Source organism: Megasphaera hexanoica, from assembly GCF_043520715.1.
In the GTDB taxonomy this organism is placed as follows: Bacteria; Bacillota; Negativicutes; order Veillonellales; family Megasphaeraceae; genus Megasphaera; species Megasphaera hexanoica.
This window is the reverse complement of sequence record NZ_CP171361.1, coordinates 793,965-817,545: the sequence shown is the minus strand read 5'-3', so window position 1 is coordinate 817,545 and position 23,581 is coordinate 793,965. Positions and strand designations below refer to the sequence as shown.

The following is a 23,581-nucleotide window of genomic DNA, read 5'->3' as shown; positions in this document are numbered from 1 at the left end:
TTTCAATTATCTTGCACACAGTATCGAGTGCCGATAACGTAGATGATTTTATCATTTCCTGAACGTTCTGTCAATATGTTTTTTGCATTTTCTTCTATTTTTTCTGTACACACCACAAATTCCTCGACTAATGATTATTTATTAGGAATCTCTTTTCTATTTTTTTACGATATTTCATTTGAACGCTTCCTCTTTTTTTATAATATGGTAAAATATAATGTAGACTCTATCTATACAAGTTTCCAGATATAGTTACTACTACAGACTAATTGTGTGAGGTTTATCTATGAAAAATTTATTACATATCGGCATCGATATTGGTTCTACAACCGTAAAAATCGCCGTACTCGATGAATTAAAGCACTGCCTCCACGCCTGCTATGTCCGTCATTATACGGATATCCGTCAAAAGGTCTGGGATCTGCTGGAAAATGCCTATGAAATTTTTGGCGACCGGCAGATTACCATGGCGATTACCGGTTCGGGCGGCATTGCACTGGCAGACTATCTTGGCATTACCTTTATCCAGGAAGTCATTGCCGGCACCAAAGCCGTACGTACGTATCATCCCCAGTCAGACGTCATCATCGAACTCGGCGGGGAAGATGCAAAAATTACCTATCTTACCGGTGGTAACGAACACCGTATGAATGGTAATTGCGCCGGCGGGACAGGCGCATTCATCGATCAGATGGCGACACTCCTGCACACCGACGCCAGCGGCCTCAATGCACTGGCAGAAAAATCGGATACCCTGTACCCTATTGCCGCCCGCTGCGGTGTTTTCGCCAAAACGGACGTACAGGCCCTCCTCAATGATGGTGCCAGCAAGGAAAATGTAGCAGCTTCCGTATTCCAGTCCATCGTCCTGCAGACCATTACAGGCCTTGCCTGTGGCAGACCTATCCGAGGAACAGTCTGCTTCCTGGGCGGACCGCTTACCTTCCTTCCCCAGCTGCGCAAGCAATTTGCCCGGACGCTGCATCTGCGCGACGATCAGGTCGTTGCGCCGGAAAACGCCCAGGTCTATGTCGCCATTGGCGCGGCTCTTGGCAGTTTTAAAGAAAAACCGCTCTCCTTCATGCATCTCATGCGGCAGCTGAAAAATGTAGACGAATCGTCTCTGGCACAGTCGGACCGGGTGGAACCTCTCTTTGCGTCTAAAGAAGAATTCGACGAATTCAACCGCCGCCACAGCGAGCATACGGTCCCCAGAGCCGACCTTTCATCGTACCGAGGCCCATGTTATCTCGGCCTCGATGCAGGCAGCACGACAATCAAGGCCGTCCTCCTGAGTGAAGACAATAAAATTCTCTATTCTCATTATCAGAACAATGAAGGCAGCCCACTGAAAGCAGCCCAGAAAATCGTTGCCGAAATCTACCGGCTCCTGCCGGAAGGTGCCTTCATCGCCAAATCGGGTATAACCGGATATGGCGAATTTCTGCTGAAGGAAGCCCTGCACATCGACCTGGGTGAAGTAGAAACGATAGCCCATTATCAGGCCGCTGCCCATTTTTGCCCTGATGTCGATTTCATCCTCGATATCGGCGGACAGGATATGAAATGCAGCCGCCTGAAGGACGGCCACATCGAAGATATCCTGCTCAATGAAGCCTGCTCATCGGGCTGTGGCTCTTTCCTCGATACCTTTGCCAAATCACTGAACTTATCCATCGAAGAATTTGCCAAAGCGGCACTCTTTGCCAAAAGCCCGATTGACCTGGGTTCCCGCTGCACCGTCTTCATGAATTCCAAGGTCAAACAGGCCCAGAAAGAAGGGGCAACCCTCGCCGATATCTCCGCCGGCCTTTCCTACTCGGTCATCAAAAATGCCCTGTACAAGGTCATCAAAGTAAAAGATCCGGCCAAACTGGGCAAACATATCGTGGTCCAGGGCGGCACGTTCTATAATGACGCCGTACTGCGCGCCTTTGAAAAGCTTCTGGGCCGCCACGTCATCCGTCCGGCTATCGCCGGCCTCATGGGCGCTTTCGGCATGGGACTGATCTGCAAGAATGCCTATCACGAAGACCATGCCACATCAATGCTCCTCAGCCGGGAAGACCTGGATGGCCTCAAAGTCACGACATCAATCCGCCACTGCGGTTTGTGCACCAATAATTGTCTTCTCACGGTCAATACCTTTAATGACGGCCGGTCTTTCATCACGGGGAACCGCTGTGAACGGGGCGCTGCCGGTTCGTCGGCTAAAAAGCGTAAGCCTCTGCCAAACATGTACAAAGTAAAGTATAACCGCCTGTTCAACCACTATAAGCCGCTGGAAGCCGGAAACGCTCCCCGCGGTACCGTAGGCATTCCCCGCGTGCTCAATATGTACGAAGATTATCCTTTCTGGTTTACTTTCTTCACCCACCTGGGATACCGCGTCGTTTTATCCGATCCTTCGTCCAAAAAGCTCTTTGAAAAGGCCATGGAAACAATTCCTTCCGATTCGGCCTGCTATCCGGCAAAACTCGTCCACGGCCATATTGAAAACCTGCTGGAAAAAGGGGTTGATCGCATCTTCTATCCCTGCATCCAGAACGGACCCAAAGAAGGGAGCAAAGACAATACGTTCAACTGCCCCATGGTCATGAGTTACCCGGAAGTCATCCGCAATAACATGGCCGAACGGCTGAGCGATACGAATACACGGTACCTGTGCCCATTCCTGCCGCTCCACGACCCCAAACGCATTGTCCCGCGCCTGCAGGATGAACTCCGCGTATGGGGACTGGAAAAAGGCGAAATCAAAGAGGCCTGTGAAGCTGCCTGGAAAGAAGAAGAAGCGTATAAGCAGCAATACTATGCCATGACCAAAGCCACGTTGGACATGCTCGCCAAAAAAGGCGAACGGGCTATCGTCCTCTGCGGACGCCCCTATCACGTCGATCCGGAAATCAATCACGGCATTCCCGAACTCATCAACAGCCTGGGCCTTGCCGTTCTCACCGAAGACGGAGTGGCACCGCTGGGACAATTCCCGGGACACCTGCGCGTTGTAGATCAGTGGTCCTATCACTCCCGTCTCTACCGTGCGGCCCAGTACGTCGAACAGCATGCCAACCTGGAACTGGTGGAACTGAATTCTTTCGGCTGCGGCCTCGATGCCATCGTCGCCGATCAGGTGCAGGAAATTCTGGCACACGGTCATAAAATCCATACGCTGCTGAAAATCGACGAAGGCTCCAACCTCGGTGCTATCCGTATCCGCCTGCGGTCCCTTCTGTTCGTCATGAACCACCGCAAACCCATTTCGGACAAACCCGAACCTTATACGTATGAAAAAGCCGTCTTCACCAAAGAAGACAAGGCAAAGGATGTCATCCTTGCACCGTCTATGACGCCGATTCATTTCCCCTTATTCAAACCGGCTTTCGATTATGAAGGATACCGGGTAGAAATGATCCATCACCAGGGACAGAAGGCAATCGACACCGGCCTGGCGTATATTCACAACGACGCCTGCTATCCGGCAATCATGTCCCTTGGCCAGATTATTACGGCGCTTAAATCGGGCAAATACGACCTGAAACATACATCCGTCATGATTTCCCAGACGGGAGGCTGCTGCCGTGCTACCAACTACATCGGCATGATACGAAAAGCCCTGGCCGATGCCAATCTGGGCGATATCCCCATCCTGTCCCTGAACCTCAAGGGACTGAACAAACAGCCGGGATTCCAGCCCCATATCGGCTTCTGGCACCGTCTGGTCATGGGCATGATTTACGGCGATACGCTGCAGCAGGTGCTGTACCGGACCCGTCCCTATGAAAAGGTAAAAGGTACGGCTGAAGCCCTGTTTAAAAAATGGCAGGATAAATGTATGGCCGACCTGAAAAAGGCCGACCGCTCCACCTTCGTGAAGAATATCCGCGCCATGGTACAGGAATTCGATAACATCGATATGACCGACGAAAAGAAACCCCGTATCGGACTGGTCGGGGAAATTTACGTCAAATTCCATCCCATTGCTAACAACCACATTGTGCGCATGATTGAAGAAGAAGGCGGGGAAATCATCGTATCCGGTCTGGCTGACTTCTTCTTCTACGGTCTCCTCGACGACCAGTTCCGTTACAAACACTTGTCTGGCAGCTGGTGGAATAACTTCAAGAGCAAGTCCTTCGTGAAGCTGCTGGAATGGTACCGCAAACCCTACAGGGAAGCCGTAGCCCGGAGCCGCCACTTCGACCCCATCACGTCGATTTACGACATTGCCGAAGACGCAAAGAAATTCCTGTCTCTCGGCCATGAAGCCGGCGAAGGATGGTTCCTGACCGGGGATATGATCGACCTGATCAAACGGGGCGCCAAAGACATCGTCTGCCTCCAACCCTGGGCCTGCCTGCCCAACCACGTGACTGGCAAGGGCATGATCAAGACCTTGAAAGCGGCATTTCCGGAAACGAATATCGTCGCCATCGACTACGACCCCAGTGCCAGCTCGGTCAATCAGACCAATCGCCTGAAGCTGATGCTTACGACGACCTTTGAAAGCATCCGCGAACCGGTCGATCCCAAAGAAAAACCGACCCTGCCCTTTCTCAACGGAGTCCGTTTAAACGAAGCCATAAAAGAGTAACACGATTGAGACTGTCTTTCCAGGCAGTCTCTTTCTTTTCCCGAAAATCTTTTTCTCATCTTCCTCTCATATATATCAGATTTTTGTTGCCCATTGAGAGTAATCAATTTATAATAAAATATATGTTTTTATATTCCTTATGTTTTTATTGAAAGGAGATACACTATGCAAACTGAAACTGGTTTTCTGGACCGGCTATTCCATTTATCAGCTAATGGCACGACAGCCCGGACAGAAATGCTGGCTGGTATCACGACATTCATGACCATGGCCTATATTCTGGCCGTCAATCCGGCAATTTTAAGCATCACCGGCATGGATAAGGGCGCTGTCCTTACGGCAACGGCCCTGGCTTCCTGTCTGGGTACGGTCTTTATGGCTGCCTTTGCCAACTATCCCTTCGCTCTGGCACCCGGCATGGGCCTCAACGCCTTCTTCGCCTTTACGGTCGTCCTGCAGATGGGTTATTCCTGGCAAATGGCGCTGGCCGCGGTTTTTATTGAAGGCATCATATTCATCGTCTTATCCCTTACGAACGTCCGCGAAGCTATCTTCAATGCCATTCCCATGACACTGAAAAAAGCCGTATCTGCCGGTATCGGCCTGTTCATCGCCCTTATCGGTCTGCTCAATGCCCAGATCATCGTCGCCAACCCGGCTACCAAGATTTCCCTGTTTTCCTTTAAGCAGTCTGTGGCAACCGGTACCTTCCACACCGTCGGTATCACCGTCCTCATCGCTATGATCGGGATTCTGTTCACGGGCATCCTGATGGTCAAAAAAGTACGGGGCAATATTCTCTGGGGCATCCTGGGCACGTGGATTCTGGCCGTCATCTGCGAACTGGCCGGCCTCTATGTACCCAATCCGGAGCTGAAAATGTTCAGTGTCATCCCCAATCTCTCCGCCGGTGCCGCCTCGTTCGTCCCGGCCAGCATGACACCCATTCTGGGCCAGCTCGATTTCAGCAATGTATTCAGCCTTGATTTTCTGGTCGTCATGTTCGCTTTCCTCTTCGTCGATATTTTCGATACCCTGGGTACACTCATCGGTGTATCGTCCAAAGCCAACATGCTCGATGCTAACGGCAAACTGCCCCGCATCAAAGGCGCCCTCATGGCCGATGCCTGTGCCACCACCATCGGGGCCGTCCTCGGCACGAGTACGACGACGACCTTCGTCGAAAGCGCTACCGGCGTCAGTGAAGGCGGACGCACGGGCCTTACAGCCATGACGGTTGCTGTTCTCTTCCTGCTCTCGTTGTTCCTCTCGCCGATTTTCATGGCCATCCCGGCCTTTGCAACGGCACCGGCCCTGGTCATCGTCGGTTTCCTCATGCTCACTTCCGTAGCCGGAATCGATTTCAATGACTTCTCCGAATCCATCCCGGCCTACATTACCATCATTGCCATGCCGTTCTGCTACAGCATTTCCGAAGGCATCTCATTTGGCGTCATTTCCTACGTAGTCGTCAACGTACTGACCGGTGGACAAAAGAAAATCAGTCCTCTCATGTACGTCCTGGCCGTCATCTTTGTATTAAAATATATCCTGCTATAAGGAACGATAGGTCCCCTAATAAAAAACGGCAGCAACATGCACTTTCACAGTCATGTTGCTGCCGTTTTTTTGTCTCTATCGTCTGGTATGACAAGCCCATATATCAGTTCTATCCACCAAAAGCCTGACGCCACGCCGCTTCCCGTTCATCTGCCGGATTTTCCCGGACCGGTTTTTCATGCAGTACATCGATAGCCACACGGGCCATGGCCTTGGCTCCGACAAGTGCCTGTATTTTTGCATATCGGCTACCGGCAGCGGCGGCAAATTCCGGCGTATGGGCCGATATGTCATAGCCGATACAAAGACTGGGCTGACTGACCCGGGTGATATAACTCACATTGCCCACATCGGTAGACCCTTCGGCGAAATCATCGTCTTTGATATCAAATTCTTCCCCGAGTTCACTGAAGGCGTCGGCAAAATCGACATCGAGGCGGGGATCATTGACCATATCCATGAGCAGCGGTTCATAGTGATACATAGTGAGCTTCGTTCCATGCGCATCGGATACGCGCTGTGCCAGAGCCTTGATCTGGGGCAGCATGGTCTGTTCCAGGTATTCCGTCTTCAGAGCCCGGATAGTCGCCCGCATCACCGCCCGGTCAGGAATGATATTGGGCGCCGTCCCGCCTTCGGTAATGATGGCCCCAATGATATGGCGTTCCGTAAAGGTCTGTTCCAGTTGTTTCAACTGACCGTAAAAATCGACGAGGGCATCGAGGGCATTGATTCCATGGTATGACGGGTCGGCCACATGGGCCGGCTTCCCCGTAAAGGTGAATTCCAGCGGATGGGTCGCATAAGACGTCCCTCCCAGAGTCGTCTTGTCTTCCCCGGGATGGATGATGAGCGCCGCCGTAAGAGAATCAAAGACATGGTGGGCACTCATGTAGGCCTTACTGGCCGCCGTTTCTTCTGCCGGACAGCCATAGACATGAATCGTCGCCTCATCCGATGCTGCGGCTGCAAAGGCAATAGCCGCTCCCACACTCATGGCGGCAATCAGATTATGGCCGCAGCCATGGCCGATACCGGGCAGTGCATCGTATTCGGCAAGAAAGCCGATATGGACCGGGCCGCTGCCACAGACGGCCTCAAAAGCCGTCGGGAACGCTTCGGGCACGCAATCGCCCACGGTAAATCCCGCCTCTGTCAGCACGCAGCGCAAATAGGCCGAAGCCAGGACCTCCTGCGTCCCCAATTCCGGATGACTGTGCAGATAGTCTGCTATATTCCAGATACACTGTTCTATCTCATCGACCTTGCGGTCGCTGATGTCTTTCATCGTCTTTCCATCCATATCCTGTCCTTCTTTCTTTGGAAATGTCCTTCCCGATTCGTTTCATCCCAGCACCAGCCGTGCTTTTTCTTTTCCGGCTATGAGATGGGCCGGCCGTCCCAGGGGCAGCCAGCCGTTATGGCGTCCGTGGCCGTAAGGCAGACCCCAGATGGCCGGTTTCCCCCAGCGCCGGACGTACTGTTCGATGACTTCCCGCACGGTCCATTCGCCTGCTGCCGGCTTTACGGGATGGCAGCGGGTAAACTCGCCGAAGGCAAGGCCTGCTATGCGGTCGATGAGTCCGGACTGTTCAAACTGGCAGAGCATGCGGTCGATAGCATAGGCTTCTTCCCCGATTTCTTCCAGAAACAGGATCTGTCCCTGCCCATCCAGTTCATAAGGTGTCCCTATGAGCGACGAAATGAGCATCATATTGCCGCCGGCAAGGATGCCCTCTGCGTCGCCTTCGACGAGGGTTTCCAGGTGATGTCCCCGGGGCAGCCGGACCGGGCCGGTCATGGCCGGATTGGCAAGTCCTGCCGCAAACTGTTCATACGTATAGCGCGTGGCTTTTCCACCGAGACCCGTGAGCATCGCTCCGTGGATGGTAGCCAGGCCGGACCGCTGGAGGAGAGCCGTGTGGAGGGCCGTGATATCACTGAATCCGATGAACAGTTTGGGATGGCGGGCAATGGCATCATAATCCAGGAGCGGCAGCAGCCGGGCTGCCCCATAGCCGCCGCGCATGCAGAGGATCCCGTCTATAGAGGAATCGGCAAAAAATCCGTTGATATCCCGAGCCCGCACGTCATCGCTCCCGGCCAGATATCCCCAGCGCTCCTGCACCGACTGGCCGCACTTCGTCTTAAGTCCCAGGGAATGAAGATAGGCCAGTCCCGCCTGAAAGCGCTTTTCATCGAGCGGCGCCGACGGGGCGACGATTCCCAGAGTGTCACCGGGCTGCAGGGCCCGGCCTAATGTATACTGCTGCAAGAAGACCAATCCTTTCTCACGTTTTCTCTATTTTTCAATATAGGCTTCCTTTAAATCAATCAGTCCCAGGGGACTCCAGTGATAGCCTTTGACATAAGGCTGTACGACAAAAGGCTGGGTCGTATAATAAATCGGTATGAGCACACAATCGTCGAAGAGTATCTGCTCTGCCTGATGCATGTACTCCATACGCCGCCCCGGGTCTTTTTCTTCTTTCGCTTTGCCGACTAAATCTGCATAGGCCTTGTTATGGTACTGGGCGTCATTTTCTTCGTCGGCAAATACGTCGAGGAAGGTCATGGGATCGGCATAATCGGCTACCCACGATGCCCGGGCCACCTGATAGTTTCCCTGTGTCCGCGAGGCCAGGTATACTTTGGCTTCCTGATTGGTAAGTTCCGCATGGACACCCAGATTTTCCTGCCACATGGCTTGCACGGCTTCGGCAACGGCCTTGTGCATTTCATTCGTATTAAACAGAATCGTCACGTCGGGCTGATGAGCTTCATCATAGCCGGCTTCTTTCAGGAGTTCTTTCGCTTTTTTCACATTTTCTTCCTGAAGATTCCCGCCTTCTTTGCGGAAGTCCTGACCGGTAGCCGGATTTTTCATTCCCGGCGGTACCCAGGCGTAAGCCGCTTCTTTGCGTCCCCGCACGATATGCTTCACCAGGCCTTCCCGTTCCATCGCCAGAGCGAAGGCTTTACGGACGCGGACATCATCGAAGGGGGCTTTTTGTGTATTAAAGACATAATAATAAGTCCCCAAATAGGGAGCTACCTGATAGAGTCCCATTGATTCCAGCCGCTGCTGTTCTGCCGGCGGCGGTTCTACCATCATATTGGCCTGCCCGCTTTCGACGAGGGTCAGCCGCGTAGACTGGGATTCACTGATGGGAAAATCGAGATAATCAGACCGCACATGATCCACGTCCCAGTAGGCCGGATTCTTCTTCACCACGATTTCACTGGAATGGACCCATGTTTCCAGGGTAAAGGGGCCGCAGCCGACAAATCCGCCAGCATTGGCCGCCCACGTATCGGGATTAGCCCGGACACAGGCTTCAGGGACGGGATAATAACAGTGAAACGCCGTCAGATTGAGAAAATACGCTGTCGGATTCTTCAGCCGTATCTGCAGCGTCTGGTCATCCAGTGCCTTTATGCCTACGTCATCTGCCGTTCCTTTTTTCTTATTGTACGCTTCCGCACCGTCGATGATGAACATCATGTAGGCATTGGGAGATGCTACAGACGGATCGATGACCCTCATCCAGGAATAGACGAAATCATGAGCTGTGATGGGAGTGCCATCGCTCCAGGTGATTCCAGGCCGCAAGTGAAAGATATAGGTTTTTCCATCTGCTGACAGATCCCAGCGGTCTGCCAGTGCTGGCTGGGGCTGATTGTCCTTGTCCAGCCGGGTCAGGCCTTCGAAAAGCTCGGCCTGCACGTTGGCTTCGGCCAGCCCCGTCGTCATAGCCGGGTCAAGGCTGGCCGGTTCGGCTTCCAGGGCATAACTGACCTTGTCATTTGTATCGGTGCCGCATCCCGCCAGAATCAGCATCAGCAGACACAGCAGGAGTATCCATAATTTCTTCATCACCGGACCTCCTTCCCGGCATGATGGCAGGCCACCATTCGTCCCGGCATGATTTCCTGCAGGACTGGGGCTTCCATCTTACAGCGTTCATCGGCCAGCGGGCACCGGGGATGGAACACACATCCCGGCGGCGGTGCCAGCGGGCTGGGGACTTCACCGGATATACAGACCTGCCGGCGATAGTGCGGATCCGGCACGGGAACGGCCGAAATCAGGGCCTGTGTATAGGGGTGCAGCGGCGTATGATACACGGCATCACCGTCTCCCAGCTCGACGAGGCGCCCCAGATACATGACGCCGATGCGCCGGCTGAGGTGATGGACCATGGCCAGGTCGTGGGCAATGAACAGGTAAGCCAGGTTGCGTTCTTTCTGCAGCCGCTGCAGCATATTGACAATCTGGACCTGGACCGAGACGTCGAGGGCTGAAATCGGTTCATCACAGAAAATACAGTCTGGTTCCAGCGCCAGGGCCCGGGCAATGCCGACGCGCTGCCGCTGTCCCCCGGAAAATTCGTGGGGATAGCGTTGGGCCGCTTCCCGGGAAAGGTCTACTTCGTCGAGCAGCTGTGCCACGCGTTGCTGCAGCTGGATCCGGGACGAACAGATACCATAGTTGCGCAGCGGTTCGGCAATGATATCTTCGACGGTCATACGCGGGTCCAGCGAAGCGTACGGATCCTGGAATATCATCTGTACCTGGCGGTGAAATGCCGTTGCCGCATCGGGCTGCTGCACATCCTGCCCTTTGAACAGGACCGTTCCCACCGTTTTCTCATACAGGCCGAGGACAGTGCGGGCAAAGGTCGATTTCCCGCATCCCGATTCTCCGACCAGCCCGACCGTTTCGCCGGAATGAATCGCCAGCGACACGTCGTGAACGGCCGTCAGTACATTCCGGGGACGGCCAAGCCAGTCCGTGCGGACGATGAAGTTTTTTGTCAGATGATGGACATCAATGAGAGCCATGACACACCTCCCGTTCCGGACAGAACAACCAGCAGGCAGCCGTGTGTCCTATTTCCCGTTCATAGACCGGCGGCGCCATATGGGCACAGATGCGCATCGCCCGGGGACAGCGCGGATAGAACCGGCACCCCGACGGCATGTGGAATAAATCCGGAGCCTGTCCGGCAATGCCTGTGAGGACTTTATCTTTATGGGCCGGATCTGGCAGCGACGCCAGCAGCCCTTTCGTATACGGATGAGCAGGATGATCGAAAATATCTTCTACCCGGCCCGTTTCTACGACGACACCGGCATACATGACATAGACGCGCCGGCACATCTGGGCGATGACGCCGAGATTGTGGGAAATGAGGACGACGGCCATCTGATGTTCCGCCTGCAGTTTTTTCAGGAGCTGCAATACCTGGGCTTCCGTCGTCACATCGAGAGCCGTCGTCGGTTCATCGGCAAACAACAGGCGGGGTTCACAGGATAACGCCATGGCGATGAGACATCGCTGGCGCATCCCTCCCGACAGTTCATGCGGATATTGGTACAGCCGCCGCTCTGGCGACGTGATGCCCACTTCGCGCAATAGGGACAGTGCCTTTTGCCTTGCTTCCTGCCGGCTCATATGATGCTGGCGCAGGCCTTCTTCTATCTGATCGCCAATGGTCAGGACCGGGTTGAGGGCCGTCATGGGGTCCTGGAATATCATGGCCATGTCGCGGCCGCGGAGACGGTTCATGGCACTTTCGTCCAATGAACGGATATCTCTGCCGTCCCAGAAGATATGGCCCGATGAATATATCGCGCTGTCGCCAGGGAGCAGTTTCATGACCGCATGGGCCGTAACGGATTTCCCGCATCCCGATTCCCCGACGATACCGACGGTTTCACCGGCATCGACGACGAGCGAAACCTGGTGGGTCGCTTCCAGTACACCCCGGTAAGTACGGAAAGAGATGGACAGATTGTCTATGGAAAGAAGATGGTGATTCATCGTCCGCCCTCCTTATCATTCTGTGGATCCAGGGCATCGCGCAGGCCGTCACCAAGAAACATAAAACCCAGCATGGTCAGGCACAGGGCCAGAGCCGGAAACAGGAGCTGGAAAGGAAAAGAACGCATACTGTTGATGCCTTCCGAAGCCAGGACACCCCAGCTGGCCATGGGAGCCGAGACGCCGAGGCCGATGAAACTCAGAAAGGCTTCAGTGAAAATTGCATCGGGAATAGACAAGGTCAACGTCACGATGATAGGCCCTACGCAGTTGGGGATCATATGGCGGCGCAGGATTTGCCAGGTGGATGACCCGCAGGACCGGGCGGCCATGACGTAATCCTGCTGTTTGAGGCTCAGGATCTGACCTCGGACGATACGGGCCATATTGAGCCAGTAGGCAATGCCCAGAGCCAGATAAATATTGATCAGGCCCGGCTTGAATACGACCATGAGGAGAATGACGTACAGCAGCATGGGAATGGAATAAAGGACATCGACGATGTGCATCATGATCCGGTCCGTCCGGCCGCCGGAAAGAGCGGCAAAACCGCCGTACAATACGCCGATGCAGACATTGATCAGACTGGCCACAAGGCCGATGGAAAGGGAAATGCGAGCCCCGTAGAGGACGCGGACAAACAAATCACGGCCCAGGGAATCGGTGCCGAACCAGTGATCCGGCCCGGGCCAGGCGTTGGCCATGGTCAGGTCCTGATCGGCGTACGAATACGGTGCCAGGAGAGGGCCGAACAGAGCCATGACTGTCATGATAATGACGATGCCCAGTCCCCACAAGGCCAGTTTATTGTGTTTCATCTGCTGCCATCCCCGCTCCCGCAGCTTCTGGGGCGGCACGTACAGCGTTTCTTTATCCGCCTCCTGAAGCGGCGCAAAATCGTCTGGCGTCATGGTCATCCCTCCTTGTGGTTCTGCAGCCGGATCCGGGGATCCAGCAGCGGATATATGAGATCAATGATGAGATTCATAAAAATAATGAGAAAACTGTAAAATATAGTAATGCCCAGTATGACCGTGTAATCGCGGTTATAGATGCTGGTCACGAAATGGCGCCCCAGTCCGGGAATGGCAAAAATCGATTCGACGATAAAGCTTCCCGTCAGCAGTGCCGCCGCCAGCGGGCCGATATAACTGACTACAGGAAGCAGGGCGTTGCGAAGAGCGTGATGGCAGAGGAGCCGCCGCGTACTGATACCGCGGGACCGGGCTGTCTTGATATAATCCTGGGACAGTGCATCGAGGACACTGGACCGGGTCAGGCGCATGATAAAGGCCGTAGGATGGGCTGCCAGAGCCAGCGCCGGCAGGATAACGTAGGCCGGCCCCTTCCACATTGCCGCCGGCAGGACCGGCCAGGTAAAGGCAAAGAGCTGTATGAGGACGGCTGCCAGGATAAAACTCGGCACAGAAACGCCCAAGGTCGCGCCGAGCATCAGGGCGTAATCCATCCACGTATTCTTGCGCCACGCCGCCAGAAGACCGGCTGTTACGCCCGTCCCCAGCGCCAGCAACAGGCTGATCAGCCCCAGCTGGGCCGACACGGGCATACTTTCCGCTATGATTTCATTGACCGTCTGACCGGGATATTTGAAAGACGGCCCCAGGTCGAGTACGGCAGCGTGTTTCAGGTAATCGCCATACTGCGTCAGCAGGGGATCATTGAGATGATACCGTTCCTCTATGTTGGCCAGTACGGCCGGAGGCAGTTTTTTTTCTTCTGTAAACGGGCCACCGGGAATGGCATGCATGAGCCCGAAGGTAATCGTAATGACTGCCCACAGGACGACGATGGCACCGCCTATCCGCTTGATAATATACAAAAACATGGTCCTATCCTCTTTTCTTTTATAATGACACTGCTTTTATTATAGAAGTATAGGTATGAATTTTCAACGGATAATGTTGAAATTGTCAAACTGCCGTATTATAATAGTATGATACAAAAAATATCCGCCGGAGCCGCGACGCTTCTACTCAGCGTCGCGGCTCCGGCTGTTCCTTCTATTACCTCTGTCTGAAAGGAGCCGATTACGTGAACTGGAAAGTCTGTCTTGCTATCCTGACATGCAATGTCGTTTTTATGTCATCGAGCTATACGATGCTCATTCCCTTTCTCCCCATGTACCTGACCCGTGAGCTGGGCGTCTCCGCCACTTCGGTCAATATCTGGTCGGGGATTGTTTTTTCATCTACCTTCCTTGTCAGTGCCATCATGGCTCCTATCTGGGGAAAAATGGCCGACCGCAAGGGAAAGCGTCTCATGGCTATCCGCGCCAGCCTGCTCCTGTCTGTCAGTTACTTTCTCGGCGGCATCGTCACCACGCCACTGCAGCTGACATTTATGCGCATGTTCCAGGGATTTGCCGCCGGCCTGTGGCCTATGGAACTGGCAATCATGACCATTTATGCGCCGCCCCAGAAACTGGGCATCTGTCTGGGCATCATGCAGGGAGCCCTGACGGCAGGCGGCATCATCGGCCCGTTGTTCGGCGGCATCCTGGCAGAACTGTTCGGTATGCGCATGTCCTTTTTCCTCGCCTCAGGCGCTCTCTTCCTGAATTTCCTCGTCCTCGTCTTTTTCATCAAAGAACCAGACCTCAGCCGTGTACCGGCCAAGCCGGCAGAGCCTGACGAAGGAGAGGCCACGGCCGAACCAAAGAGCCTGTGGAAAGTCCCTATCATCTTTCACATGCTGATCTGCTCTGCCCTGGTGCAGGTCGTCATCCTCATTGTCCAGCCTATCCTGACTACGTATATCTCTCATATGGCCCAGAATATGGATAATCTCGTCTTTGTTTCAGGTCTCGTCTTTTCTCTCGGCGGATTTGCCAGCGCCATTACGGCTCCCCTCTGGGGTCGCTTTGGACAGCACCACGGATTCTTCAAATCCATGCGCTATGCCCTGGTCCTGGCAGGCATATTCTTTTTTCTCCAGGCCCTGCCGACGACGCTCTATGGATTTGCTGCCAGTCAGTTCGCCGTAGGCCTGTTCTTCTCCGGCATTTTCCCCTCCATCAATGCCATCCTGGCCGAACACACCGACGCCCGCACCAAAGGCCACGTCTTCGGCCTGTTATTCTCGGCCCAGCAGATTGGCGCCATGACCGGTCCTATCCTGGGCGGTGCCATCGCCACCTTCATCGGCATGAAGTATGTCTTCTTCGCCGCCGGTCTCATCTTATTGGCCATCAGCTGGACTGTGCGCCGCAAACGCACCCAATACAGCCATTAAAAGACAGATTCTGGTCCTATATACCCAAAAGAGGTTGTCCCACAAAGACAACCTCTTTTCTGTTTGTAGTTTGTGATGTTGCACAGTCATTTTGCCATAAGCGGGAGGCACGGCTGAATAAAAAAAATCCGCGGCATGACAGCTAATTCATGCCACGGATTCATATATACTTCTATCAGGATCAGCCTTCCAGTACTTCCAGGAGGCAGTCGCCACTGATGATTGGTTTGCCTTTGACGGCATAGATTTCACCGACGACGCCATCGATGGGTGACGTAATGGTCGTTTCCATCTTCATGGCTTCCGTTACAACCAGAGGATCGCCCTTCTTGACTTTCTGGCCCTTGGTGACGAGGACGTTGACGACGGAGCCGGAAAGGGTAGCGCCGATGTCACCGATCTTGTCCGGATCGGCTTTCTTGCTGGTGACGCTGGTCTGGTCCACGTTTTTGTCCTGCACCTGGATTTCACGTTCTGCCCCGTTGAACATGAACGTGATGGTACGCATGCCGCTGTCATCGGGATCGCTGATATTGATCAGTTTGATGACCAGGTCTACGCCTTCTTCCAGTTCGACCGTGATTTCTTCATTCTGCTTCATACCGAAGAAGAAGGTCGGAGTGTCGAGGACGCTGACATCGCCATATTTCTTGTTGCGGTCATTGTAGTCCGTAAATACCTTCGGATACTGGCAGTAAGCGTTGATGTCTTCGTCGCTATGGCTGTAGCCGGCGTCTTCCAGTTTCTTACGGATAGCTTCAAAATCAGCCGGTTCAAGCAATTTGCCAGGACGCTGTGTCAGAGGTTTCTTTCCCTTCAGGATAATCTTCTGGAGTTTTTCCGGGAAGCCCTGATACGGGAAGCCCAGACGGCCTTCGAAGAATTCTACGACGGACTGGGGGAAATCAAGGGTATCGCCCTTTTCATAAATATCTTTTTCCGTCAGATCGTTCTGTACCATGTACAGCGTCATATCCCCGACAACCTTGGAAGACGGCGTAACTTTGACGATATCGCCAAACATGAGGTTGACATCGTGGTACATCTTCTTGATATCGTTCCAGCGGTCGCCCAGTCCGACGGCTTTCGCCTGCTGGCGGAGGTTGGAGAACTGGCCGCCAGGCATTTCACAATAATACGTTTCCGTGTTGGGATACGGTTCGGCCTTATCGACTCCTTTGTAATATGGCCGTACGGTTGCCCAGTAACGGGACATTTCTTCCATGGCATCAATGTTGAGGTCCGGCTGGCGGTCCTTGCCGCTCATGGCATAGTAGAAGGTATTCATGCTCGGCTGGCTCGTACCACCGGCAAAGGCCGAATAGGCCGCATCGACGATATCGACACCGGCGTCGGCAGCCCGGCAGAGTGTCGTCACGGCATTGCCCGAGCCATCGTGGGTATGGAGGTGAATAGGCAGATCGACGGCATCTTTGAGGGCCGAAACGAGCTGGTATGCCGCTTCCGGTTTCAGCAGTCCTGCCATATCCTTGATGGCGATGATGTTGGCGCCGGCATTCTGCAGTTCTTTTGCCATGCGGACATAGTAGTCGAGATTATATTTCGGACGGGACGGATCGAGGATATCGCCGGTGTAGCAGAGGGCGACTTCGGCAATCTTGCCCGTTTCGCGGACGGCCTGTACCGTTTCATACATATTATCCAGACTGTTCAGGCTGTCGAAAATACGGAATACGTCGATGCCGTTCTTGGCAGACAGCTGTACGAAATTCTTGACTACATTGTCAGGATAGCTCGTATAACCTACGGCATTGGCGCCGCGGATGAGCATCTGCAGCAGGATATTCGGCGCCTTTTTGCGCATCTGGCGCAGGCGGTCCCAGGGATCTTCATAAAGGAAGCGGTAGGCCACGTCGAAGGTAGCGCCGCCCCAGCATTCATAGGAGAAGAAGCCCGGCAGCTTTTTGGAAGCCGTTTCCAGCACGCGGAGCATATCAATGGAGCGTACCCGCGTCGCCATCAGGGACTGGTGGGCATCACGCATGGTCGTATCGGTGATGAGGACTTTTTTCTGGTCGAGGATCCACTGGGAGAATTTTTCCGGTCCCATGGAATCAAAAATCTGTTTCGTCCCGTCGGGATACGGGCCTTCCACCGGCTGCGGCAGTTCAAGCCGTTCAAATTCCGGTTTTTCCTGCGGCCCTGCATTGGTGTAACCGTTAATCGTCGTATCGCCGATGTATTTCAACAGCTTCGTGCCACGGTCATGAACGACAGGCAGATTGAACAGTTCCGGATGTTCGTCAATAAAGTTGACATTGTAATCGCCTTTGACAAAAGACGGCTGTTTCAAGACGTTGATGAGGAAACCGATATTGGTCTTGACGCCGCGGATACGGAATTCACCGAGAACGCGGAGCATCTTCTGTACAGCCTGGGCGTGGTTCAGGCCATAGGTCGTCGCCTTGACCAGCAGCGAGTCATAGTACGGCGTGATGATGGCACCGGCAAAGGCATTGCCGCTGTCGAGGCGGACGCCGAAACCGCCGCCGCTGCGGTATACGATGATTTTTCCCGAATCAGGCATGAAATTGTTGGTCGGATCTTCGGTAGCGATACGGCACTGGATGGCATTGCCGCGGCATTCGATGTCGTCCTGGGACTTGATGCCGATTTCATCGCTGTCGAGAGCATAGCCTTCGGCTACCTTGATCTGCGTCTGGACAATATCGATACCCGTAATCATTTCCGTGACCGTATGTTCAACCTGGACACGGGGATTGACTTCGATGAAGTAGAACTTGCCATCAGGCGTTACCAGAAATTCTACCGTCCCGGCGTTGACATAATGGACATTGCGCATAAGTTTGAGAGCGGCATTGCAGATATCCTGACGCAGCTGCTGCGGCAGAGCAAAGGCCGGCGCGATTTCAACGACTTTCTGGTGACGGCGCTGGATGGAGCAGTCCCGTTCGTAGAGATGGACGACATTGCCGTGTTCGTCACCCATGATCTGTACTTCTACGTGTTTTGGGTTGACAATACACTTTTCCAGATAAATTTCATCACTGCCAAAGGCGAGTTTGGCTTCGGATTTAGCACGATCATAGGCATCGCGCAGATCGGCCATGCGGTCTACCATGCGCATGCCGCGGCCACCGCCGCCATTGACGGCTTTCAGCATGATCGGGAAGCCTACGTCTTTGGCAAATTTTTCTACTTCCGCATAATTCATGACCGGGCCGTCACTGCCGGGGATGTACTGGATACCGGCTTTTTTAGCCTGGATACGGGCGTTGATCTTATCGCCGAACATGATGAGGTGTTCGACTTTCGGCCCGATGAAGATGATGCCTTCTTCCTGGCAGCGTTTGGCCAGATCGGCATTTTCCGACAAGAAGCCGTAGCCCGGATGGATAGCATCGACATCATGTTCATGGGCAATGCGGATTATATCTTCAATATCTAAATATGCATCAACCGGTTTCTTCCCCTGGCCTACCAGATAGGATTCATCTGCACGGAAACGGTGCAGGGAAAGCGAATCTTCCTTGGAGTAAATCGCCACGGTACGGATTCCCAGCTCGTTGCAGGCCCGGAATACACGGATAGCGATTTCACCACGGTTGGCCACTAAAACCGAACGAATTTTTTTCATGAATAGTCCCTCCTGTTATATTGGATGGCAGCGTCTGCCTTTTTTATCTCCCCATAGGCAATTCACTGCAACTTTAATTATAACAAATGCCCGCAACTTTACAAGAGAAAGGCCGGTGCTAAACAATATAAATACTGTATACAAGACAGCAGCTTTTATGGCACGTAGTTACGGCTCCCCAGACGCCCCCTGTCCAGCCATTTCATGACCAGGATACTGCCTTCGTATAGGATCAGTACCGGCAGGGCAATCATCATCTGGGTAAAGGCGTCTCCCGTAGGCGAAATAACCGCGGCAAAGATAAAATCAAGGACGATGAAAGCTTTGCGTTTCCGCCGCAGCCCCTGGGGCGTGACCAGTCCGAGGCGGGACAGAACCAGCAGGACCAGGGGCAGTTCGAAAGCCAGTCCGAACGGCACTGTAAAAGACATAAAAAACGAGAGGTAAGCCGACAGGGAAAACATGGGCTGCAGGGAAGAACTGGCGAAATCCATAAAAAAGCGCATAGCCGGCGGCAATACGAGGGCATACGAAAAGGCCAGCCCACTGTAGAAAAGGATTACCGCAGCCGGTACTAACAGAAAGACACCCCGTCGTTCCTTTCCCGTAAGAGCCGGCCGGACGAAGCGCCACAGCTGATACGCCCACACGGGCACGGTAACCAGGAATCCCGTACAGACCGCCACCTGCAGATATGAAAAAAACACTTCCGCCGGCTGCATGAAATATAATTTCCCTGCGGGAGCTGAAATAAAGGCAATGATATCTTCTATATACGCATAGGAAGCGCCACTTGCCAGTGCCAGGGCTGCCAGGCAGTATATAAGGCGACGCCGGAATTCTGCCAGATGGCCCGTAAGCGGCAGTACCGCCTCATCGGTCTTTTCCCTGGGTTCCATCTTTTGTATCCTCCTCCGCCCCTTCCATCACATCCGACGCCGCCTTGCGGAATTCCCGTAATCCCCGTCCCAGGGCCCGTCCGATTTCCGGCAGCTTTTTCGGGCCGAATACGACCAGGGCTACGATACAGATGACCAGAGCTTCACTAAACCCTACGTTAAACATGCTTCTTTTTCCTTTCTCTTTACAGATATGTATATAAAAAAGCTCCTGCCTGAGCAGGAGTCTTTTTTATACGTAATGAATCCGGTCGGGATCGAAACGATCCTCTTTCGCCCGTTCTTCCACCGTATCGGCAGCATAGCCAACAGGAATGACCGCAAAGGCCGTAAGACCTTTCGGGATGCCGATAGCCCGGCGCACATTCAATTCCCGGGACGCATATGGCGCAACTCCGAGCCATACAGCGCCCAGGCCCAGACAGACAGCTTCCAGCAGAATATTTTCTACACAGGCACTGAGGTCCAGGTTGGCAAAGGCGCGGAAACGCATGTTGTCATCGCGGCTGCAGACGACAATTGCGGCCGGTGCCTTGGCAGCACATCCGGCATAGAGACTGCAATGGGATAAATCCTGCAATATTTTTTTATCGCGGACTACGTAAAATTCCCAGGGCTGCTGATTGCCGGCAGACGGTGCTGCCATACCGGCCCGCAGCATTTTTTCAATTTTTTCTTCTTCTACCGGCTGGGGCAAAAATTTGCGCACACTGCGCCGCGTAAAAATTTCATTCATCGACTCCACTCCCTCCAATATAGGCTCACACCTGTATTATATCATAAAAGCAGAGTTCTTCGAAACAAAAAAGTTCCCGCCGCGATGACTCCCCTTCATTTTCTTTCCTTGCTATCCGTCAGCCCCAGGATATAGTCCGCTGATACATCGTAAAACCGGGCCAATGTAATGAGGCCGCAGATAGGAAGCCGTCGTTTGCCATTTTCATACATCCCATACGCAACTTGTGTACATTTCAAAACTTTTCCTAAGTCGGCCTGAGACATATTATTCTCCTGCCGTAACTCTTTCATGCGACGCTGATATTTCATACCGTTCACCTGCCTGTCAAAGATACAGACGAACATCGCTGTCCCCCTGTTAATGCATGGGCCTGTCCTGTCCATTATGTACGGCAACCGGTCTGCCTGTACTCGTGATGTCCGGGCCTGTTACCCTAAAAACGACGATATCATCCCCTGTTGTAATGAAATACTATTCCTTTCATACCATTTCCTGTAGCACTCCCCTGTTCCCGGGCCGGATTATCTGATTGGGTTTCTGAAATGATGAGTAAGATAAGAACAAAAGGCTGGAATCAAAAGAGTCAATGAATGTTTTTTTGTCATAACCATGTATCTCCTTTACACGACGACCCAAATAATAATATTAACTTATTTTACAATTATGCGCGTTAATACTACTTGTAATCATACATTCATTTGCATAGAAAAATCAATAGGAGTTCTTGCAAAATTATAAACTGTTTATAATATGTTTAAATATAAATACAAAATGATTTTATATTTTATTCTATTCATATTTATATTATTCAATATATAAATATCGCAAAAATTACGTAATTATCGCCGTAACGTAATGTTTTTACCATAAATGACGATAAAAAACAAATTATAACAAAACGCATAAAATAAACATTATTTATAGATATACAATCTCGCGTCGAAAATCCGTTTCTTTTTCTTATGGTATATTTATTCATATTCTACAATTATTTATTCTTTTATTATGTAAACTTTTCGTTTTAATTTTGTCAAAACCGACGCCCATATCACACTTCCAGAAAAATAGAACAATTCTTTCTGTATCTTTTATGTATAATAAGCATAAAAAAAGGCTGTCCCATCAAGCATGTATCTGCTTAATGGGACAGCCTTTCCTATTCTATGGTGCCGGGGGTGGGACTTGAACCCACACGGTGTTACCCGCCTGATTTTGAGTCAGGTGCGTCTGCCATTCCGCCACTCCGGCATAAAATACTGGAACAAAATTAATTATACCATACTGTATCCATACGTCAAGGGGTATTCTGCATATTTCAACCAGAAGAAACGGAGCCGCCCACGAGGACAGCTCCGTCCATACGTATTTTTCTAGTAACCTGGTCTGTATACCACAGATTCCTGTGTTAGTCGCCGCTGACCGTTTCTTTTTCTTCTTCTGCTACTGCCATTTCTTCTGCTTTGACATGAGCAAAATAAGCCTTGGTTTCGGCTACGACGACGCCCGAAAGACCGATGAGGGCGATGAGGTTCGGAATAGCCATGAGGCCGTTTACGATATCTGCCAGAATCCAGATGACATCCAGTTTGAGGAAGGCACCGCAGGCCACGAGGATGATGAATACGATGCGGTACGGCATGATTCCTTTGACGCCAACCAGATATTCCATGCAGCGTTCCCCATAGTAATTCCAGCCAAGGATAGTCGTGAAGGCAAAGAGTGTCAGTCCGACACAGAGGATTACACTGCCATAGGCCGGGAAAGCCTGCAGGAAAGCCGCATTAGTCAGAGCAGCCCCGTTGACATCACCCGTCCAGGCACCGCTGACGACGAGGACCAGCCCGGTGAGCGTACAGATAATGATCGTATCGATAAAGGTACCGGTCATGGAAATGAGTCCCTGTTCGGCCGGCCATTTTGTCTTGGCCGCAGCCGCTACGATAGGAGCACTGCCCAGGCCCGATTCATTGGAAAATACGCCGCGGGCCACGCCGTTGCGCATGGCGACGAGGACGGTAGCACCGAGGAAGCCGCCGGCAGCAGCCGTCGGAGTAAAGGCATCGTGAATGATTTCATAGACAGCAGCCGGGATCTGTTCATAAAAGATAGCCAGAAAGGCAACTGTAGAAATGACATAAATGACAGCCATAGCCGGTACGATTTTTGAAGCGGCCCGGGCAATGGACTGCAGGCCGCCGATAGTAACAGCCGCTACGACGATGGTGAGGACGACTGCCGTGTATTCGACGGGGATGTCCGCCGTCAGACGGGTGATTTCTACAATGGAATTGACCTGTGCAAAGGTACCAATGCCAAAGAAGGCGACGAGAACACCAAAGAAGGCGAACAGGACAGCCAGCGGCTTATATTTCTTTCCCAGACCGTTTTCGATGTAGTACATCGGCCCGCCGGCTATTTCCCCATTTTTATCAACCGTGCGGTAGCGGACAGCCAGACAGCCTTCGGCGTATTTTGTCGCCATGCCGACAAAGGCAGCCATCCACATCCAGAAGATGGCCCCCGGCCCGCCGGCATGTACAGCCGTTGCGACGCCGACGATGTTGCCTGTACCGACCGTCGCAGCCAGAGCCGTGCAAAGCGCTTTGAAACTATCGATATCTCCTTCCCCCTGATTTTTCGCCGTAAATATCAGTTTCAAAGCCCGCGGCAGACGGAAAACCTGTAATAACCGGAGCCGGAAGGTCAGCATGATGCCTGTGCCGATCAGCAAAATCAGTAACGGCGGCCCCCAGATAAAACTGTCAATCGCATTCAATGTTTCTAAACTCATGACTCTCTCCCTTTCTCTATCCCATGGTATGGCAACGAATAAAAAGAAAAATGATAACAAAAAAAGCCTGTCTCCATCATGTCTCCGGAGACAGGCCAAAACAAACGCACAAATACGCTATCTGCGCTTTTTACAGCCTCTGTCCTTTTGCCTGAGAGATAAGGAAATGACTTCCGTGCACCTTCGGCGCCCAAGAGGGACTCTCCAGAGTCGTGTCTGCATACGGTCCCATCCGGATACGGATACCTGAGAGTTTAACTCCTTCGGTAGGCCTCTGCCTTCTCCCGCATGCTTCATCCACGC

At 52.7% G+C, this 23,581-nt stretch carries 16 protein-coding genes, 1 tRNA gene and 1 riboswitch; of the genes, 3 read left to right on the top strand and 14 right to left on the bottom strand.

The features are described from left to right. Positions 1-286: 286 nt before the first annotated feature. The gene (locus tag ACGTIC_RS03780) at positions 287-4,591 is read left to right on the top strand and encodes a 2-hydroxyacyl-CoA dehydratase (RefSeq protein ID WP_113855413.1); all 4,305 of its coding nucleotides are present in this window, start codon (positions 287-289) and stop codon (positions 4,589-4,591) included. Positions 4,592-4,756: 165 nt separating this feature from the next. After that, a complete protein-coding gene (locus tag ACGTIC_RS03775) occupies positions 4,757-6,151 on the top strand; it encodes an NCS2 family permease (RefSeq protein ID WP_059076680.1) in 1,395 nt (464 codons plus the stop codon). 109 nt (positions 6,152-6,260) lie between these two features. On the opposite strand, the gene ACGTIC_RS03770 is transcribed toward ACGTIC_RS03775, so the two are convergent. From ACGTIC_RS03770 to ACGTIC_RS03740, 7 genes are read right to left on the bottom strand one after another with little or no spacing between them, the layout of a single operon-like run. After that, the gene (locus ACGTIC_RS03770) at positions 6,261-7,454 is read right to left on the bottom strand and encodes an amidohydrolase (protein WP_113855412.1); all 1,194 of its coding nucleotides are present in this window, start codon (positions 7,452-7,454) and stop codon (positions 6,261-6,263) included. A 42-nt stretch (positions 7,455-7,496) separates the two neighbouring features. Next, complete coding sequence (locus ACGTIC_RS03765) at positions 7,497-8,426, bottom strand: LD-carboxypeptidase (RefSeq protein ID WP_257536633.1); 930 nt, start codon at positions 8,424-8,426, stop codon at positions 7,497-7,499. Between the two features lie 27 nt (positions 8,427-8,453). Continuing rightward, complete coding sequence (locus tag ACGTIC_RS03760; RefSeq protein ID WP_113855411.1) at positions 8,454-10,028, bottom strand: peptide ABC transporter substrate-binding protein; 1,575 nt, start codon at positions 10,026-10,028, stop codon at positions 8,454-8,456. Next, the gene (locus ACGTIC_RS03755) at positions 10,028-10,996 is read right to left on the bottom strand and encodes an ABC transporter ATP-binding protein (RefSeq protein ID WP_113855410.1); all 969 of its coding nucleotides are present in this window, start codon (positions 10,994-10,996) and stop codon (positions 10,028-10,030) included. The genes ACGTIC_RS03760 and ACGTIC_RS03755 overlap by 1 nt, the downstream gene beginning before the upstream one ends. Beyond that, positions 10,983-11,978, bottom strand: a complete 996-nt coding sequence (locus ACGTIC_RS03750; protein ID WP_113855409.1) for an ABC transporter ATP-binding protein — start codon at positions 11,976-11,978, stop codon at positions 10,983-10,985. Before ACGTIC_RS03750 ends, ACGTIC_RS03755 begins: the two co-directional genes overlap by 14 nt. Continuing rightward, positions 11,975-12,889 (bottom strand): ABC transporter permease, encoded by a 915-nt coding sequence (locus ACGTIC_RS03745; protein ID WP_083501484.1) that lies wholly within the window; start codon positions 12,887-12,889, stop codon positions 11,975-11,977. The genes ACGTIC_RS03750 and ACGTIC_RS03745 overlap by 4 nt, the downstream gene beginning before the upstream one ends. Positions 12,890-12,891: 2 nt before the next feature. Continuing rightward, positions 12,892-13,824: an ABC transporter permease gene (locus ACGTIC_RS03740; RefSeq protein ID WP_059076674.1), complete on the bottom strand. Its 933-nt coding sequence runs from the start codon at positions 13,822-13,824 to the stop codon at positions 12,892-12,894. Between the two features lie 206 nt (positions 13,825-14,030). On the opposite strand from ACGTIC_RS03740, the gene ACGTIC_RS03735 reads away from it, so the two are divergent. After that, a complete protein-coding gene (locus ACGTIC_RS03735; RefSeq protein ID WP_075581962.1) occupies positions 14,031-15,230 on the top strand; it encodes an MFS transporter in 1,200 nt (399 codons plus the stop codon). A 181-nt stretch (positions 15,231-15,411) separates the two neighbouring features. Here the strand turns inward: ACGTIC_RS03735 and ACGTIC_RS03730 are convergent, their stop codons facing one another. The 7 genes from ACGTIC_RS03730 to ACGTIC_RS03700 form a co-directional block, all read right to left on the bottom strand. Next, complete coding sequence (locus tag ACGTIC_RS03730) at positions 15,412-18,849, bottom strand: pyruvate carboxylase (protein ID WP_394522511.1); 3,438 nt, start codon at positions 18,847-18,849, stop codon at positions 15,412-15,414. A 155-nt stretch (positions 18,850-19,004) separates the two neighbouring features. Beyond that, on the bottom strand, positions 19,005-19,748 hold the full coding sequence (tatC, locus tag ACGTIC_RS03725; protein WP_113855407.1) for a twin-arginine translocase subunit TatC: 744 nt from the start codon (positions 19,746-19,748) through the stop codon (positions 19,005-19,007). Beyond that, complete coding sequence (locus ACGTIC_RS03720) at positions 19,723-19,914, bottom strand: twin-arginine translocase TatA/TatE family subunit (protein WP_059076670.1); 192 nt, start codon at positions 19,912-19,914, stop codon at positions 19,723-19,725. The genes tatC and ACGTIC_RS03720 overlap by 26 nt, the downstream gene beginning before the upstream one ends. Positions 19,915-19,980: 66 nt before the next feature. Then, positions 19,981-20,484 carry a nitroreductase family protein gene (locus ACGTIC_RS03715; protein WP_059076669.1) on the bottom strand — a complete coding sequence of 168 codons (504 nt, stop codon included), beginning with the start codon at positions 20,482-20,484 and terminating at the stop codon, positions 19,981-19,983. 95 nt (positions 20,485-20,579) lie between these two features. After that, on the bottom strand, positions 20,580-20,795 hold the full coding sequence (locus ACGTIC_RS03710) for a helix-turn-helix domain-containing protein (protein ID WP_059076801.1): 216 nt from the start codon (positions 20,793-20,795) through the stop codon (positions 20,580-20,582). 856 nt (positions 20,796-21,651) lie between these two features. Continuing rightward, positions 21,652-21,735, bottom strand: a tRNA-Leu gene (locus tag ACGTIC_RS03705). Positions 21,736-21,892: 157 nt separating this feature from the next. Continuing rightward, positions 21,893-23,278, bottom strand: coding sequence for a sodium:alanine symporter family protein (locus ACGTIC_RS03700; RefSeq protein WP_059076667.1), 1,386 nt, complete (start codon positions 23,276-23,278; stop codon positions 21,893-21,895). A gap of 129 nt (positions 23,279-23,407) precedes the next feature. Next, a riboswitch (glycine riboswitch) is annotated at positions 23,408-23,496 on the bottom strand. Positions 23,497-23,581: the final 85 nt, after the last annotated feature.

Excerpts from the sequence above, each read along its gene's own strand:
- ACGTIC_RS03770 (WP_113855412.1), bottom strand. The coding sequence starts at position 7,454 with ATGGATGGAAAGACGATGAAAGACATCAGCGACCGCAAGGTCGATGAG.
- ACGTIC_RS03760 (WP_113855411.1), bottom strand. The coding sequence starts at position 10,028 with ATGAAGAAATTATGGATACTCCTGCTGTGTCTGCTGATGCTGATTCTG.
- ACGTIC_RS03740 (WP_059076674.1), bottom strand. The coding sequence starts at position 13,824 with ATGTTTTTGTATATTATCAAGCGGATAGGCGGTGCCATCGTCGTCCTG.
- ACGTIC_RS03730 (WP_394522511.1), bottom strand. The coding sequence starts at position 18,849 with ATGAAAAAAATTCGTTCGGTTTTAGTGGCCAACCGTGGTGAAATCGCT.
- tatC (WP_113855407.1), bottom strand. The coding sequence starts at position 19,748 with ATGGAACCCAGGGAAAAGACCGATGAGGCGGTACTGCCGCTTACGGGC.
- ACGTIC_RS03755 (WP_113855410.1), bottom strand. The coding sequence starts at position 10,996 with ATGGCTCTCATTGATGTCCATCATCTGACAAAAAACTTCATCGTCCGC.
- ACGTIC_RS03745 (WP_083501484.1), bottom strand. The coding sequence starts at position 12,889 with ATGACGCCAGACGATTTTGCGCCGCTTCAGGAGGCGGATAAAGAAACG.
- ACGTIC_RS03710 (WP_059076801.1), bottom strand. The coding sequence starts at position 20,795 with ATGAAATATCAGCGTCGCATGAAAGAGTTACGGCAGGAGAATAATATG.
- ACGTIC_RS03780 (WP_113855413.1), top strand. The coding sequence starts at position 287 with ATGAAAAATTTATTACATATCGGCATCGATATTGGTTCTACAACCGTA.
- ACGTIC_RS03700 (WP_059076667.1), bottom strand. The coding sequence starts at position 23,278 with ATGAGTTTAGAAACATTGAATGCGATTGACAGTTTTATCTGGGGGCCG.
- ACGTIC_RS03750 (WP_113855409.1), bottom strand. The coding sequence starts at position 11,978 with ATGAATCACCATCTTCTTTCCATAGACAATCTGTCCATCTCTTTCCGT.
- ACGTIC_RS03720 (WP_059076670.1), bottom strand. The coding sequence starts at position 19,914 with ATGTTTAACGTAGGGTTTAGTGAAGCTCTGGTCATCTGTATCGTAGCC.
- ACGTIC_RS03715 (WP_059076669.1), bottom strand. The coding sequence starts at position 20,484 with ATGAATGAAATTTTTACGCGGCGCAGTGTGCGCAAATTTTTGCCCCAG.
- ACGTIC_RS03775 (WP_059076680.1), top strand. The coding sequence starts at position 4,757 with ATGCAAACTGAAACTGGTTTTCTGGACCGGCTATTCCATTTATCAGCT.